12 protein-coding genes are annotated in these 14,939 nt (G+C 72.6%); 6 read left to right on the top strand and 6 right to left on the bottom strand.

What is annotated here, in order from left to right:
* Position 1: 1 nt before the first annotated feature.
* From AB0924_RS09785 to AB0924_RS09770, 4 genes are read right to left on the bottom strand one after another with little or no spacing between them, the layout of a single operon-like run.
* Positions 2-649: an ATP/GTP-binding protein gene (locus AB0924_RS09785; RefSeq protein WP_358927612.1), complete on the bottom strand. Its 648-nt coding sequence runs from the start codon at positions 647-649 to the stop codon at positions 2-4.
* Positions 630-1,040 (bottom strand): DUF742 domain-containing protein, encoded by a 411-nt coding sequence (locus AB0924_RS09780; protein ID WP_358927611.1) that lies wholly within the window; start codon positions 1,038-1,040, stop codon positions 630-632. Before AB0924_RS09780 ends, AB0924_RS09785 begins: the two co-directional genes overlap by 20 nt.
* Positions 1,037-1,534 carry a roadblock/LC7 domain-containing protein gene (locus AB0924_RS09775; protein ID WP_358927610.1) on the bottom strand — a complete coding sequence of 166 codons (498 nt, stop codon included), beginning with the start codon at positions 1,532-1,534 and terminating at the stop codon, positions 1,037-1,039. Before AB0924_RS09775 ends, AB0924_RS09780 begins: the two co-directional genes overlap by 4 nt.
* Positions 1,531-4,239 (bottom strand): nitrate- and nitrite sensing domain-containing protein, encoded by a 2,709-nt coding sequence (locus AB0924_RS09770; protein WP_358927609.1) that lies wholly within the window; start codon positions 4,237-4,239, stop codon positions 1,531-1,533. The genes AB0924_RS09775 and AB0924_RS09770 overlap by 4 nt, the downstream gene beginning before the upstream one ends.
* A 372-nt stretch (positions 4,240-4,611) precedes the next feature.
* On the opposite strand from AB0924_RS09770, the gene AB0924_RS09765 reads away from it, so the two are divergent.
* A complete protein-coding gene (locus AB0924_RS09765) occupies positions 4,612-5,400 on the top strand; it encodes a hypothetical protein (RefSeq protein ID WP_366911078.1) in 789 nt (262 codons plus the stop codon).
* A gap of 10 nt (positions 5,401-5,410) precedes the next feature.
* On the opposite strand, the gene AB0924_RS09760 is transcribed toward AB0924_RS09765, so the two are convergent.
* Entirely contained in the window at positions 5,411-5,902 is a 492-nt protein-coding gene (locus AB0924_RS09760) for a MarR family transcriptional regulator (protein WP_358927607.1), read from the bottom strand.
* A gap of 228 nt (positions 5,903-6,130) precedes the next feature.
* Between AB0924_RS09760 and AB0924_RS09755 the strand changes: the two genes are divergently transcribed.
* Together AB0924_RS09755 and AB0924_RS09750 are read left to right on the top strand one after the other, a co-directional pair.
* Positions 6,131-6,955, top strand: coding sequence for a lysozyme (locus AB0924_RS09755; RefSeq protein WP_358927606.1), 825 nt, complete (start codon positions 6,131-6,133; stop codon positions 6,953-6,955).
* A 131-nt stretch (positions 6,956-7,086) separates the two neighbouring features.
* Positions 7,087-9,459 carry a SpoIIE family protein phosphatase gene (locus AB0924_RS09750; RefSeq protein WP_366911077.1) on the top strand — a complete coding sequence of 791 codons (2,373 nt, stop codon included), beginning with the start codon at positions 7,087-7,089 and terminating at the stop codon, positions 9,457-9,459.
* An 80-nt stretch (positions 9,460-9,539) separates the two neighbouring features.
* Here AB0924_RS09750 and lon read toward each other — a convergent pair whose 3' ends face one another.
* Positions 9,540-11,960, bottom strand: a complete 2,421-nt coding sequence (lon, locus tag AB0924_RS09745; RefSeq protein ID WP_366911076.1) for an endopeptidase La — start codon at positions 11,958-11,960, stop codon at positions 9,540-9,542.
* 138 nt (positions 11,961-12,098) lie between these two features.
* Between lon and AB0924_RS09740 the strand changes: the two genes are divergently transcribed.
* The 3 genes from AB0924_RS09740 to AB0924_RS09730 all read left to right on the top strand — a co-directional run bounded on the left by AB0924_RS09740 (position 12,099) and on the right by AB0924_RS09730 (position 14,744).
* Complete coding sequence (locus AB0924_RS09740; RefSeq protein WP_366911075.1) at positions 12,099-12,776, top strand: spermidine synthase; 678 nt, start codon at positions 12,099-12,101, stop codon at positions 12,774-12,776.
* Positions 12,777-12,885: 109 nt separating this feature from the next.
* Positions 12,886-13,626, top strand: a complete 741-nt coding sequence (locus AB0924_RS09735) for a response regulator transcription factor (RefSeq protein WP_351662751.1) — start codon at positions 12,886-12,888, stop codon at positions 13,624-13,626.
* Positions 13,623-14,744 carry a HAMP domain-containing sensor histidine kinase gene (locus AB0924_RS09730; protein ID WP_358927601.1) on the top strand — a complete coding sequence of 374 codons (1,122 nt, stop codon included), beginning with the start codon at positions 13,623-13,625 and terminating at the stop codon, positions 14,742-14,744. Before AB0924_RS09735 ends, AB0924_RS09730 begins: the two co-directional genes overlap by 4 nt.
* Positions 14,745-14,939 lie beyond the last annotated feature (195 nt).

Genomic DNA, 14,939 nt, shown 5'->3' with positions numbered 1-14,939 from the left:
ACTACTCGGGGGTTTCGTCCAGCGCGTGGCCCACGAGGGCCAGAAGGGTCTCGATGGCCGAGATCCGGCGCCGCGCGTCCATGATCATGACAGGGATGTGCGCGGGTATGGTCAGCGCCTCGCGTACGTCCTCCGGCTCGAACAGCTCGCTGTCGTCGAAGTGGTTGACCGCGACGACGTACGGCAGTCCGCAGCTCTCGAAGTAGTCCAGTGCGGGGAAACAGTCCTTCAGGCGGCGGGTGTCGGCCAGCACGACGGCGCCTATCGCGCCGCGCACCAGGTCGTCCCACATGAACCAGAACCGCTGTTGGCCCGGCGTGCCGAACAGGTAGAGCACCAGGTCGTCGTCGAGCGTGAGGCGGCCGAAGTCCATGGCCACGGTGGTGGTCGACTTGCCCGGCGTGGCGGTGAGGTCGTCGGTGCCCTCGCTCGCCTCGGTCATCAGCGCCTCGGTCTGCAGCGGCGTGATCTCCGAGACGGCCGTGACCAGCGTGGTCTTGCCGACGCCGAAGCCGCCCGCCACCACTATCTTCGTGGCTATGGGGGCCTGCGTGCGGTCCTGCTGCCAGGCCTTCAGGTCCTCGTCGGGTTCGTTGAACCCGGCGACGAGGGGGGCGACGCCAGTGGCGTCAGAGACGGCGGAGTCCACTCAGCACCCTTTCCAGCAGAGCGCGGTCCGGGCGGCCGGTGCCGTGACCGGTTCCGGTGCCGTACACACGGATCTTTCCCTGGTCCGCGAGGTCGCTCAGCAGCACGCGGACCACGCCGAGCGGCATCTTCAGCAGCGCGGCGATCTCGGCCACCGTGCGCATACGGCGGCACAGTTCGACGATGGCCCGCAGCTCGGGCATGACCCGGGTGGTGAGGGAACCATTCGTCAGTTCCTTGCGCTCCTCGGGGGCCTCCAGCGCGGCCACGAAGGTCTCCACGAGGAGGACGTGGCCGAAGCGGGTGCGGCCGCCGGTGAGCGAGTAGGGGCGCACGCGGGCGGGTTTGCGCTCGCCCCCGCGCACGGGAAGTTTCTTCGGTGTGCCGCTCATCGGGCGCTCCCCGTCGACTCGGCTTCCAGTGATTTGCGCAGTTCGCTGCGGAGTTCGGGGGTCAGGACATGGCCGGCCCGGCCGACGAAGAGCGCCATGTGGTACGACACGACGCTCATGTCGCACTCCGCCGAGCCGTGCACGCCGAGCAGCGAGCCGTCGCTGATGGACATCACGAACAGGCTGCCCTCGTCCATCGCGACCATCGTGTGCTTGACCCCGCCGAACTGCATCAGCTTGGCGGCGCCGATGGTGAGGCTGCCGATGCCGGAGACGATGGTCGCGAGGTCGGCGGCGGAGCCCCGGGGGCCTTTCACCGGGCGGGACCTGCGGGACTGCTCGGCGTGGCCGGGGTCGGACGACAGGAGCAGCAGCCCGTCCGAGGAGACCACGGCGACGGACTGGATGCCGGGGACCTCCTCGACCAGGTTGGTCAGCAGCCAGTGCAGGTTGCGGGCCTCACTGCTCAGTCCGAAGGTACTGGGCGCGGTCAACTGCTTGCCTCCTCGACGGTGCCCCCCGTGGTGTCTTCGGTACGTTGCGCGATCTCCGCCTCTACGTCCCGGTAGCCGGCCTGCGCTCCCTGGCGGAAGCCGCCGAGCCTGCGGCGCAGGGCGTCGGCGTCGACGGACGTGCCGCGCCGACGGGGCTGGGCGGCGGCGGGAGCGGTGATCTTGGGTGTGCGCTTGGGCAGGCCCTTGCTGGTGAGCCGGTCCTCCGCCTCGTCCGCCGCGCGGTCGTGTACCGCCTCGGCTTCGCCTTCGGCGGGGCGGCTCCCGACCGCACCCGTGCGGCTCTCCTCGTCGGGTGCGGGCGGCCCCTGCGGGGTGTCCTCGCCGTCGGCGGCCGCGGGATCCGTCGCGAGCTCCGGCAGCAGGAGTTCCATCGTCGTCTCGGCCGGCGCCTCCGCGTGCGGCCGCTCCGCCCCCGCCGGACCGGCCTCGGCCTCGGCCTCCCGGGCCGCCTTTTCGGCGAGGGCGACCAGGGGGTCGGTGTCCTTGGTGCGGGCGTGCAGGACGTTGGAGTTGACCTCGGCGTCGGCGCCGGGGAGGGAGAAGCTCTGGGTGTCCGAGAGGCCGGCCGGGCGCGGGGCCGCTGCCGCGGGGGCCTCGGCGAGCAGGGTCCGGGGCAGGACGACGACCGCCGCCACCCCGCCCTGCTTCTGCTCGCGCAGTTGCACGCGGATGCCGTGGCGGTGGGCGAGGCGGGCCACGACGTACAGGCCGAGGCCGAGACCGTCCTCGCCCTCCTGGTCGTACGCCGACTCGGGGTCGAACTGGGCGAGGCGGGCGTTGAGGCGGTCCAGGCGGTCGGTGGTCATGCCGATGCCCCCGTCCTGGACGGACAGCATCACCTCGCCGGACTCCAGCAGCCAGCCGGAGACCTCGACGGGCAGGTCCGGCGGGGAGAACGAGGCGGCGTTCTCCATGAGTTCGGCGAGCAGGTGGGACAGGTCGTCGGCGACGAAGCCGACCACGTGGGCGTGCGGGGGCAGGGCGGCGATGCCGACGCGCTCGTAGCGTTCGATCTCGCTGACCGCCGCGCGGACCACGTCCACCAGCGGGACCGGGCCGTGGGACTGCTGGACGTGCTCGGTGCCGGCCAGGACCAGCAGGTTTTCGCTGTGCCGGCGCATGACCGTGGCGAAGTGGTCGAGCTTGAACAGGGTGGCGAGCCGCTCGGGGTCGTGCTCGCGCTCCTCCAGGCCCTCGATCACGGCCAGTTGCCGCTCGACCAGGCCGAGGGTGCGCAGGGCGAGGCTGACGAAGGTGCCGCCGATGCTGGTGCGCAGCCGCTCCAGCTGGGCGGCGGAGGCGTCGAGTTCGGCGCTCAGTTCCTCGCGGGCGTCGGCCATCTTCTGCCGCTGGCCGACCAGGTGCTTGCGGTCGGCCTCCAGGGTGGCCACTCGCTCCTGCAGGGTGGCGGCGCGCGCGTGCAGGGCGTTGACCGAGCGGACGACCTGGGCGAACTCGTCGTTGCGGCCGGTGAAGGCGACCGGCTCCTGACCGACCGGGTCCTCCGCCTCGGCCAGCCGCGCGGAGCCGCGGCGCAGCACCGACAGCGGGCGGGTGAGGGTGCGGGCCATGGCGGTGGCGATGCCGACGGCGAGGATCATCAGGGCGCCGAGGACGGCGATGCGGATCTCCAGGGCGGTGACGTCGTCGTCCCGGAGCTGCTCGAGGTCCTTGGTGCGGTGGTCGTAGAGGGCCGACTCGGCGCCGCGCATCAGGTCCACGCGGGCGGACAGGGCGGCGTCCAGCTTCCTGGAGTTGGTGGCGGGTTCACTGCCGGTGAAGGTGGGCTGGTCGGTGAGGGTGGCGAGGTACTTGTCGGCGGAGTTGACCTCGGGGCCGGTGACCGTGGAGTCGTAGGAGGCGACGGACGCCTTGGGGGCGCCGGCCCGGAAGTCGGCGAGGGCCGCGTCGGCGCGCAGCCGGGCCTGCTGGGCGGCGGCGGTGAGCGCGTCGCGCTGCTTGCGGCCCTCCTCGGTGGGTTCGCTGGTGGTGCTGGGCAGGCCGGTGGCGGGGTCGATCACCGTCCGGGTGGTGGACGGGATGCCGAGCGCGGCCAGCAGCAGGCCCCGGGCGGCTGCCGACTGCTGGACGGCGGAGTCCAGTTCGGCGAGCGCGTGGCCGCCGGAGCCGGCCCGCGGCGGCATCCGCTCGGCCAGTTCACCGGCGAGCCGGTGCAGTTCCGTGATGGTCCCCGAGTACGCCTGGTGCGTCTCGAGCGCGTCGGACTTGCCGGTGAGCGCGGCGTGCCGGACGGCGGCGATCCGGTCGAGGGCGGTGCGCAGGGCGGCCGGGGTGTCGGGGTCGGCGCGCAGGTCCTCGGCCTGGCGGTCGACGCGGGCGCTGCGCTGCTCGGTGGGCGCCTTGGACTTGGGACGGCCCGCGGCTATGTAGGCGGTGACCTCGTCGCGTTCGTCGGCCAGCGAGTGGGCGAGCGCGAGGGCGTCCTGGGTGCGGGCGGACAGGGTGACCAGGTCCTGGGAGTCACTGACGTCCTGGGAGGCGGTGAGCAGCGAGGGTGCTCCCGCTCCGGCGATGGCGGCGGCCACCACGGCCGCGGCCACGATCAGCCGGGTCCGCACGTGCCGGGGGCGGCCCGTGCCCACGGGGGTCTGTTCGACGCCTCCTTCGGGAGCCGTCCGCCTGCCTGTGCGCCGAGGCCACTTCTTCTGCACCGGTGCTCGCATTCCTGAACTCGTCTGCTCAAGGGCCCGGGTGGCGCCCCGTCGTCTCGGGGCCAAGTGGTGCGTACACCCGGTTCATACGGTTCCCGACCCTCCCAGCGCCGGTGGGCAGGGGTCGCGCATCACCTGACCCGCCACTCGAAGGAGTGAACATCGGAGGGGAGTTGGCGGGCAAGTTCCGGCGGCGCGTGCACCACGCGGGCGCGGCGGGCCGGTTGGACGCGCGCCGCAGGCTTTGGCAGTATTCGCCACCACGCGTTGCCGGAGTACGTCATTTACCCTCAAAGCAGGCACCTGACCTGCGAGGCCGTGCCAATTCGGCGGTAGTTGCCGACCTTTGGCGGAGGCTGTGAAGGGCTGGTGCAGACTGGCCGGATGCGAACCGATCTCGTTTCGGAACCCGGCGACGCGAACCGCCCCAACGAGGACTTCGCGGGCGTCGGACTACCCGCTTCCGGTCAGGGCGGTTGTGTGATCTTGCTGGACGGAGTGACGCCGCCGCGCGGCGCCACGGGCTGTACACACTCCGTTCCCTGGTTCACGTCACGGCTCGGCGGCGCGCTGACCGAACTGGCCGTTTCGGGCCGAGATCTGACGCTGCCGGAGGTCCTGTCACGGGGTATCGCCCGGACGGCAGGGGCCCACGCGGGCGCTTGTGACCTTTCTCACCCGCGCACTCCGCAGGCAACCGTGGCCCTGGCACGCTGGTCCGCCGACCTGGTGGAGTACCTGGTGCTGTCCGACGCGGCCCTGCTCCTGCGGGCACCCGACGGCACGGTCACCGCGGTGCTGGACGACCGGCTGGCACGGCTGCCCCGCTCCGCCCTGGCCACCGACGCGCTGGTCGACGCCAATCTCCGCAACCGGGAGGGCGGCTTCTTCACGGCCGCAGCCGACCCCTCGGTCGCCGGCCGGGCGGTCGCGGGCACTCTCCCGCGCGGCCGGGTCCGTGCGCTGGCCGCGCTGTCGGACGGCGCGACCCGCTGGACGGAGCGGTTCCGGCAGGGCGACTGGGCGGACCTGTTCGCCCTCGTCGCCGAGGAGGGCGCCCGCTCGCTGGTGGACCGGGTGCGCGGGCTGGAGTCGGCGGACCGGGAGGAGCGGGCGTTCCTGGGCCGCGGCAAGACGCACGACGACGCGACGGTGGTGTACGCCGAGCTGTGAGCGCGGGCGCTCAGCGCTCCATGACGCCGTTCAGCTCGTGCAGAAGCCTCGCCAGTTCCGCCACCTCGCGGCGGTCCCAGTGGGCGAGCTGGCTGACGTAGCGGGCGCGGCGGGCCTCGCGGACGGTGCCGACGCGGCCGCGGCCCTCGTCGGTGAGGGTGACCAGCCAGGCGCGGCCGTCGGCCGGGTCGGGCTCTCGGGCGATCAGTCCCAGTTCCTCCAGGGCACGCAGCTGGCGGGACATGGTGGCCTTGCCGACGCCGATGTAGGCGGCGAGTTCGGTGGCGCGCTGGCCGCCGTGCTCGTCGAGGCGGATGAGGAGCCCGTACGCGGAGGACTCCAGGTCGGGGTGGACCTCGCGGGCCATCTCGCCCTGGTTGGCCCGCGCTCGCCTGAGCAGCACGGTCAACTCGCGTTCCAGTGACAGGAATTCCTGGTCTGCACCACTGGGCGTCACCTGTCCGGTGACACGGCGTCCGTCGCCGTTTGCGTCCTCGTGCACGTCAGCACCCCTGCTCGGTTTCGCCGTCCTGAAAGTTTCTGCCAACCGCCGTCATAGCCGCAGCTCTTCAAGTATTTCGCAGGCTTAGACCAACGGCAGCATCCGGATCCCCTTCCCACGGTGTCATCTACGTGCGTAGCTTCTTCATCAGGCAAGCAATGACATGCCCACGCCAGTGGTCAAGCGGTCACCCCACGATCCCCCCACCCCTCTCCCCGGAGGCACGTCATGCCCGTGCACAGACCTGGTTCCCTCCGTCCGCGCCCGCTCGCCGTCCTCGTCACGGCCCTGCTCACGGCGCTCGGCCTCGCCCTTCCGCTCACCTCCGCCCAGGCGGCGACCACCCCCAGCCGCGGCTCGGCGTCCATGGGCATGGGGGTGGCCGCCCACGACGGGCAGCACGGCACCCCCAGCACCGGTGACGCCACCCAGACCGAGGGCGTCGACGTCTCCGGCCACCAGGGCAACGTCGCCTGGTCCACCCTCTGGAACAGCGGCGTCCGCTGGGCCTACACCAAGGCCACGGAGGGCACGTACTACACGAACCCGTACTTCGCCCAGCAGTACAACGGCTCGTACAACGTCGGCATGATCCGCGGCGCGTACCACTTCGCCACCCCCGACACCACGAGCGGCGCCACCCAGGCCAACTACTTCGTCGACCACGGCGGCGGCTGGTCGCGGGACGGCAAGACCCTGCCCGGCGTGCTCGACATCGAGTGGAACCCGTACGGCGCCGCCTGCTACGGCAAGACCGCGAGCGGGATGGTCAGCTGGATCGCCGACTTCCTGAACACCTACAAGGCGCGCACCGGCCGGGACGCCGTGATCTACACGGCGACGAGCTGGTGGACCGACTGCACCGGCAACTACGGCGGCTTCGCCGCCAACAACCCGCTGTGGATCGCCCGCTACGCCTCGACCGTGGGGACGCTGCCGGCGGGATGGTCGTACTACACGATGTGGCAGTACACCTCGTCCGGACCGACGGTCGGGGACCACGACAAGTTCAACGGCGCACTGGACCGGGTGCAGGCACTGGCCAACGGCTGATCCGCACCCCCCTGTTCCGAGACGGCGGCCGTCCCCGCGGACGGCCGCCGTCCCGCTGCGTTGGTGCTCCGCGCCGCCCGGGATCATGCTGGTCAGGGAGAGCCTGCCGGACAAGGGCGAGATGAGCGGCGATGGAGCGACAGTCGACGTACACGGCCACGGCCACCATCGATGAGCAGGGCATCCTCACCGGCTGGAGCGAGGGTGCCCGCCGGCTGCTCGGCTACGAGGCGGCGGCCGTCGTCGGACGGCCGGCCGCCGCGCTGCTCGCCGCCGCGGACGAGCCGGCGGTCCGGCACACCCTGGCCGGCCGGGACCGCTGGCACGGCACGGTTCCGCTGCGGCACCAGGACGGCCGGCGACTGGAGCAGTGGCTGCTCGTCCACCGCCGGCCCCCGCGCGCCGGGGAGTCCGACTGGCTCGTGGTCACCGCCGTGGCGGACCGGCCGCAGCCGCGCGGTGAGCCACTGGAGGAGTGGACCTTCATCCAGTCCCCCTTCCCGCTGGCGATCTTCGACACCGAACTGCGGCTCATCCGCGCCAACCGGCGTCTGGAACGGGCGCTGTCCCTGCCCGAGACGGCGATGCGCGGGCTGCGGCTGACGCACATCGCGCCCGGGCCGGCGCGGGACGAGGCCGAGCGGACCATGCGCCAGGTGCTGGAGACCGGGGAGACGCGCGAGGTGCAGTCCGTCCTCGGCCCCGACCTCGACCGACCCACCGTGCTCACCCCGCTCAAGGACGGGACCGGCGCGGTGCGCGCGGTCTGTCTCGCGACCCACCGCAACGCGCCCGGCCCCGCCGCCCGGCAGCGCGCCCCGGACGAGACCGCCGCGCGCGATCCCATCGCCCCCGGCCTGGAGCGCACCGCGCGCGAACTCGCCGACGCCACGGTCCCCCGGCTCGCGGACTTCATGGCCGTGGACCTCTTCGACTCCCCGCACGACCCCGGCGGGGCGGAGGACGCGTCCGGCACCGGCACCCGCTCGGTCGTCCTGCGCCGCGCCGCGGTACGGGCCGAGTCGGACAACGGCGGCCACCCGGCCGGGCCCGGCGTGGGCGGTATGGTCGCCTACGAGCCGGGGACGCCTCCCGCCGAGTCCCTGGCCACCGGCCGGTCCGTGCTGCACGATGCCCCGGACCCGGTGATCTCGGGGTGGGCGGCCGTGGACCCGGGCGCCGCGTGGCTGAGCGCGTCCGGGACGCACTCGCTGATCGTGGTGCCGCTGCTCGCCGAGGGCAGCACGCTCGGCGTCGCCCTCTTCGGCCGCGACCGGCGCGCGGAGCCGTTCGGCCCGGAGGACCTGCGGCTCGCCGAGGAGCTGAGCGCCCGGGCGGCCACCGGCCTGCACAACGAGCGGCGGTACTCCCGCACGCACGTCACCACCATGAACGCGCAGCGCGGCCTGCTGCCGCACCCGCTGCCCGACCAGGCGGCACTGGACATCGCCGGCCGCTATCTGCCCGCGGCCACTCCGGCCGGGGTGGGCGGCGACTGGTTCGACGTGATCCCGCTGTCCGGGGCACGGGTCGCCCTGGTCGTCGGCGACGTCGTCGGACACGGGACGCGCGCCTCCGCCACCATGGGCCGGCTGCGCACGGCGGTGCGCACCCTGGCCGACGTCGACCTCCCGGCGGACGAACTGCTCACCCATCTCGACGACCTCGTGCTGCGGCTGGCCGCGGACGAGGGCAGTTCGGACCCGGGCGCCGAGACGGCGGGAGGCATCGGGACCACCTGTCTGTACGCGGTCTACGATCCGGTCTCGCGCCACTGCGCCCTCGCCCGGGCCGGCCACCCCCCACCCGCCGTGGTCACCCCGGACGGCGCCGTCCGCTTTCTCGACGTGCCCGCCGGCCCGCCGCTCGGCCTCGGCGGGCTGCCCTTCGAGGCCCTGGAGACCGAGCTGCCCGAGGGCAGCCTGCTCGCGCTCTACACCGACGGCCTGCTCGAGGCCCGCGACCATGACATCGACGAGGCGCTGGACAAGATGTTCGACGCGCTCGGCCGGCCCGCGCCGACCCTGGAGGCGGTCTGCGACCGGGTCCTGACCGAACTGCTCAGCCACCGCCCCGACGACGATGTCGCCCTGCTCGTCGCCCGCACCCGGGCGCTGCACCACGACCGGGTGGCCTCCTGGGAGCTGACGAGCGATCCCACGGTGGTGGCCCGGGCCCGCAAGCACGCGAGCGACCAGCTCTCCGCGTGGCGGCTGGAGGACGCCGTGTTCACCACCGAGCTGATGGTCAGCGAGCTGGTCACCAACGCCATCCGCTACGGCCGGCCGCCCATCCGGCTGCGGCTGATCCACCAGGACGCCACCCTGATCTGCGAGGTCTACGACGCCAGCGGCTCCACCCCGCACATGCGGCGCGCCCGGATCTACGACGAGGGGGGCCGGGGCCTGCTGCTGGTGGCCCAGCTCTCCGAACGCTGGGGCACCCGGCACGACAGGGTGGGCAAGACGGTGTGGGCGGAGCAGTCGCTCACCGGGGGCCGATGACGGCGCCGCCCCGCCGCCGGACGCGGCGAGGGCCCGGGCCCCGCACGGGACCCGGGCCCTCCCTCATCCGGGGGCGTCCGTCACGCCGCCACCGGAACCTCCGGCTCCGCGCCGTTCGCGGCGGGCGCGAGGGCCAGCTCCAGCACCTGGCGGACGTCGGTCACGGTGTGGACGTCGAGCCGGTCCAGCACCTCGGCCGGGACGTCGTCCAGGTCGGGCTCGTTGCGCTTGGGGATGATCACGGTGGTCACCCCGGCGCGATGGGCGGCGAGCAGCTTCTGCTTCACCCCGCCGATGGGCAGCACCCGGCCGGTCAGCGAGACCTCTCCGGTCATCGCCACGTCGGTGCGGACCAGCCGGCCGGAGAGCAGGGACGCGAGGGCGGTGGTCATGGTGACGCCCGCGCTCGGCCCGTCCTTCGGGACCGCGCCCGCCGGGAAGTGGATGTGCACGCCCCGGTCCTTCAGATCGCCCACCGGCAGCTCCAGCTCGGCGCCGTGGCTGCGCAGGAAGCTCAGCGCGATCTGCGCCGACTCCTTCATCACGTCGCCGAGCTGGCCGGTCAGGGTCAGCCCGGCCGCGCCGGTCTCCGGGTCGGCGAGGGACGCCTCCACGAAGAGCACGTCGCCGCCTGCGCCGGTGACCGCGAGGCCGGTCGCCACGCCCGGGACGGAGGTACGGCGCTCGGCCGGGTCCTGTGCGGACTCGGGCACGTGGTGCGGGCGCCCGATCAGCGCGCGCAGGTCCTCGTCCCGGACGGTGAACGGCAGCTCGCGCTCGCCGAGTTCGTGCTGGGCCGCGACCTTGCGCAGCAGCCGGGCCAGGGACCGTTCGAGGGTCCGTACGCCCGCCTCGCGGGTGTACTCGCCGGCGAGCCTGCGCAGCGCGCCCTCGTCGATCGTGACCTCGTCCCGGTCCAGGCCGGCCCGCTCGAGCTGGCGCGGGAGCAGGTGGTCGCGCGCGATGACGACCTTCTCGTCCTCGGTGTAGCCGTCCAGGCGGACGATCTCCATACGGTCCGCGAGCGCCTCCGGGATGGCCTCCAGGACGTTCGCGGTGGCGAGGAAGACGACGTCGGACAGGTCGAGTTCGACCTCCAGGTAGTGGTCCCGGAAGGTGTGGTTCTGCGCGGGGTCGAGGACCTCCAGCAGGGCCGCCGCCGGGTCGCCCCGGAAGTCGGAGCCCACCTTGTCGATCTCGTCGAGCAGCACCACCGGGTTCATGGACCCGGCCTCCTTGACGGCGCGGACGATCCGGCCGGGCAGCGCGCCGACGTACGTGCGCCGGTGGCCGCGGACCTCGGCCTCGTCCCGTACGCCGCCGAGGGCGACCCGGACGAACTTGCGTCCCATGGCGTGCGCGACGGACTCGCCGAGGCTGGTCTTGCCGACGCCGGGCGGGCCCACGAGCGCCAGCACGGCACCCCCGCGCCGCCCGCCGATCACGCCCAGGCCGCGCTCACCGCGCCGCTTGCGCACGGCCAGGTACTCGGTGATGCGTTCCTTGACGTCCTCGAGCCCCGCGTGCTCGGCGTCGAGCACGGCCTTGGCGCCCTGGATGTCGTAGGCGTCCTCGGTGCGCTCGTTCCACGGCATCTCCAGGACCGTGTCCAGCCAGGTCCTGATCCACGAGCCCTCGGGCGACTGGTCGCTGGACCGCTCCAGCTTGTCGACCTCCTTCAGGGCGGCCTCGCGGACCTTCTCCGGCAGGTCGGCGGCCTCGACGCGGGCCCGGTAGTCGTCCGACTCCTCGCCGTCGCTCTCGCCGTTCAGCTCGCGCAGCTCCTTGCGGACGGCCTCGAGCTGGCGGCGGAGCAGGAACTCGCGCTGCTGCTTGTCGACGCCCTCCTGGACGTCCTTGGCGATGGTCTCGGCGACGTCCTGCTCGGCGAGGTGGTCGCGCAGCTGCTGGGTGGCGAGCTTGAGCCGGGCCACCGGGTCGGCGGTCTCCAGCAGCTCGACCTTCTGCTCGGTGGTCAGGAAGGGCGAGTAGCCGGAGTTGTCGGCGAGCGCGGAGACGTCGTCGATGGCCTGGACCCGGTCCACGACCTGCCAGGCGCCGCGCTTGCGCAGCCACGCGGTGGCCAGGGCCTTGTACTCCTTGACCAGGTCGGCGACCTGGCCGGGCAGCGGTTCCGGCGCGGTCTCGTCGATCCGCGCGCCCTCCACCCACAGGGCCGCGCCCGGACCCGTCGTACCGGCGCCGATGCGCACCCGGCCGCGGCCCCGGATCAGCGCGCCCGGGTCGCCGTCGGCCAGCCGGCCGACCTGCTCGACGGTACCGAGCACACCGGTCTTCGCATAGGTGCCGTCGACACGCGGCACCAGCAGGACCCTGGGCTTGCCGGGCTCCGAGCGGGCGGCGGCCTGCGCCGCCTCCACCGCGGCGCGCACCTCGGCGTCGCTCAGATCCAGCGGGACCACCATGCCGGGCAGCACGACCTCGTCGTCGAGCGGCAGCACCGGCAGTACGAGCGTGAACGCCGTGGACTCAGCAGCCATGATCTCCCCTTAGGCAGTCAACTTGAGCTATGCCGACTCAATGCCTGGCGCCCCGCCGTTGTTCCCGGCTCGCCGTTCGCTGTGAGCGATCACCGAAATCGCGGTGCCCCTGACGCCGGATCAGAGCAGGATGGGCACATGACTGCCGTGTACGACTCCCCCGTGGTCCTGGACCGTCGCGAAGGCCCCTACGGCGAGGTGGTGCTGCGCAGGCACGGCGCGCTGCTGCAGATCATCGCCAACGGCTGCTTCCTGATGGACACCTCCGACGGCCGCTCGGAGCGGCTGCTGGTGGACGCCGCGTACGACGCGCTGGACGGACGCCCGGCGCCCGGGGTGCTGATCGGCGGGCTGGGCGTGGGGTTCTCGCTCGCGCACGCCGCGGCCGACGGACGATGGGGGCGGATCACGGTCGCCGAACGGGAGTCCGCCGTCATCGACTGGCATCGCGACGGGCCCCTGGCGGAGCTGTCCGCCGAGGCGCTCGCCGATCCGCGCACCCGGATCGTCGAGGCGGATCTCCTCACTTACCTCAGGGAGACATCGGACACGTTCGACGCCCTGTGCCTCGACATCGACAACGGACCGGGCTGGACCGTCACCGAGGACAACGGCGGCCTCTACTCCCCGGCCGGACTCGCCGCGTGCGCACGGGTGTTGAAGCCGGACGGGGTGTTTGCCGTATGGTCGGCTGAGCCCTCTCCGGAATTTGAAGGAACCTTGCGGAATGCCGGATTCCGTCAGGTGCGTACCGAAGAGGTCCCCGTTGCCCGGGGCGTTCCGGACGCTGTGCACCTCGCCGTCCGCCCTGGATAGCGACGGCGCGGCCTGTCCCCGTAATGTGCTGCCCTGGCGCGGATCATTCAAGCGTCAATCGCAGTCATGGGATCACCCCACTGATTCCGGAAAGCAACAGGGGCGGGCGATGGAGCAGACACACACCTCCCAGACCGGCGCGGCCACGACCACCCCCGGCGCACAGCGCCGGGTGCTGGTGGTCGAGGACGATCCCACGATCGTCGACGCCATCGCGGCCCGGCTTCGCGCTGAGGGATTCCTCGTGCAGACCGCGGCCGACGGGCCGGCCGCGGTGGACACGGCCGAGGCCTGGCAGCCCGACCTGCTGATCCTCGACATCATGCTGCCCGGCTTCGACGGCCTGGAGGTCTGCCGCCGCGTGCAGGCCCAGCGCCCGGTGCCGGTGCTGATGCTCACCGCGCGCGACGACGAGACCGACATGCTGGTCGGACTCGGGGTCGGCGCCGACGACTACATGACCAAGCCGTTCTCGATGCGGGAGCTGGCCGCGCGGGTGCACGTCCTGCTGCGGCGGGTGGAGCGGGCGGCCGTCGCCGCCTCCACACCCCGCTCGGGCATCCTGCGGCTCGGCGAACTGGAGATCGACCACGCCCAGCGCCGGGTGCGGGTGCGGTCCGAGGACGTCCACCTCACGCCCACCGAGTTCGACCTGCTGGTGTGCCTGGCGAACACTCCGCGCGCGGTGCTCTCCCGGGAGCAGCTGCTGGCCGAGGTGTGGGACTGGGCGGACGCCTCCGGCACCCGGACCGTGGACAGCCACATCAAGGCGCTGCGCCGGAAGATCGGCGCCGAGCGGATCCGCACGGTGCACGGCGTCGGATACGCGCTGGAGACGCCGACGCCATGAGCGAAGGGCGGGAGGCCGCACGGAGGAGCCCCGGGAACCCCACGGAGGAACCCTGGGGCGGCGTACGCCCGTTCTCGATCAAGACCAAGCTGGGCGCGCTGGTCGTCATCTCGGTGCTGATCACCACCGGTCTGTCGATGATCGCGGTGCACACCAAGACGGAGCTGCGCTTCATCACGGTCTTCTCGATGATCGCCACACTGCTGATAACGCAGTTCGTGGCCCATTCGCTCACCGCTCCGCTGGACGAGATGAACACGGTCGCCCGCTCGATCGCGCAGGGTGACTACACCCGCCGGGTGAGTGAGGGACGCCGGGACGAGCTGGGCGACCTCGCCGTGACGATCAACGTCATGGCGGACGAGCTGGAGGCCCAGGACCGCCAGCGCAAGGAGCTGGTGGCGAACGTCTCGCACGAGCTGCGCACCCCGATCGCGGGCCTGCGCGCGGTGCTGGAGAACATCGTCGACGGGGTCACCGAGGCCGATCCGGAGACCATGCGGACGGCCCTGAAGCAGACCGAGCGGCTCGGCCGGCTCGTGGAGACCCTGCTGGACCTCTCCCGGCTCGACAACGGCGTCGTACCGCTGAAGACGCGGCGCTTCGAGGTGTGGCCGTACCTGTCCGGCGTGCTGAAGGAGGCCAACATGGTCGCCTCCGCGCGCGCGGGCATCGCCTCGGGCTCCGGCAGCCACACCCGGACGGACGTGCATCTGCACCTCGACGTCTCCCCGCCGGAGCTGACCGCGCACGCGGACCCCGAGCGCATCCACCAGGTGGTCGCCAACCTGATCGACAACGCGGTCAAGCACAGCCCCCCGCACGGGCGGGTGACCGTGAAGGCGCGGTGCGGGCCCCAGCCGGACTCGCTGGAGCTGGAGGTCCTGGACGAGGGTCCGGGCATCCCGCGGTCGGAATGGCACCGTGTGTTCGAGCGGTTCAACCGCGGCGCGGTGACCCGGCCGCACGGTCCGGGCAGCGACGGCGGCACGGGCCTCGGCCTGGCGATCGCCCGCTGGGCCGTCGATCTCCACGGCGGCCGGATCGGCGTGGCCGAATCCGAGCGGGGTTGCCGGATTATCGTCACTCTTCCGGGAGAGACTTCCATCCGAAGTTGACGTAGGGTCCGAACCGGAACCTCAAGATCCACGAGCGTCCGCGCAGCGGGACACGTGTGATCAGGGCCGGGCCCCGAAGACGCGCGCCGGACGGCTGCCGCCGGGCCCCACTCGGCGATCCCGCACATCCACTCACGCATCCGGAACCACACTTGTTTCCCGCCATATCAAGCCCTGAAACAAGATTTCTGGTGT

It is taken from the genome of Streptomyces sp. NPDC047869 (assembly GCF_040704065.1).
Classification (GTDB): Bacteria; Actinomycetota; Actinomycetes; order Streptomycetales; family Streptomycetaceae; genus Streptomyces.
The sequence above is the reverse complement of the archived record's forward strand: the minus strand, read 5'-3'. Positions and strand labels throughout refer to the sequence as shown.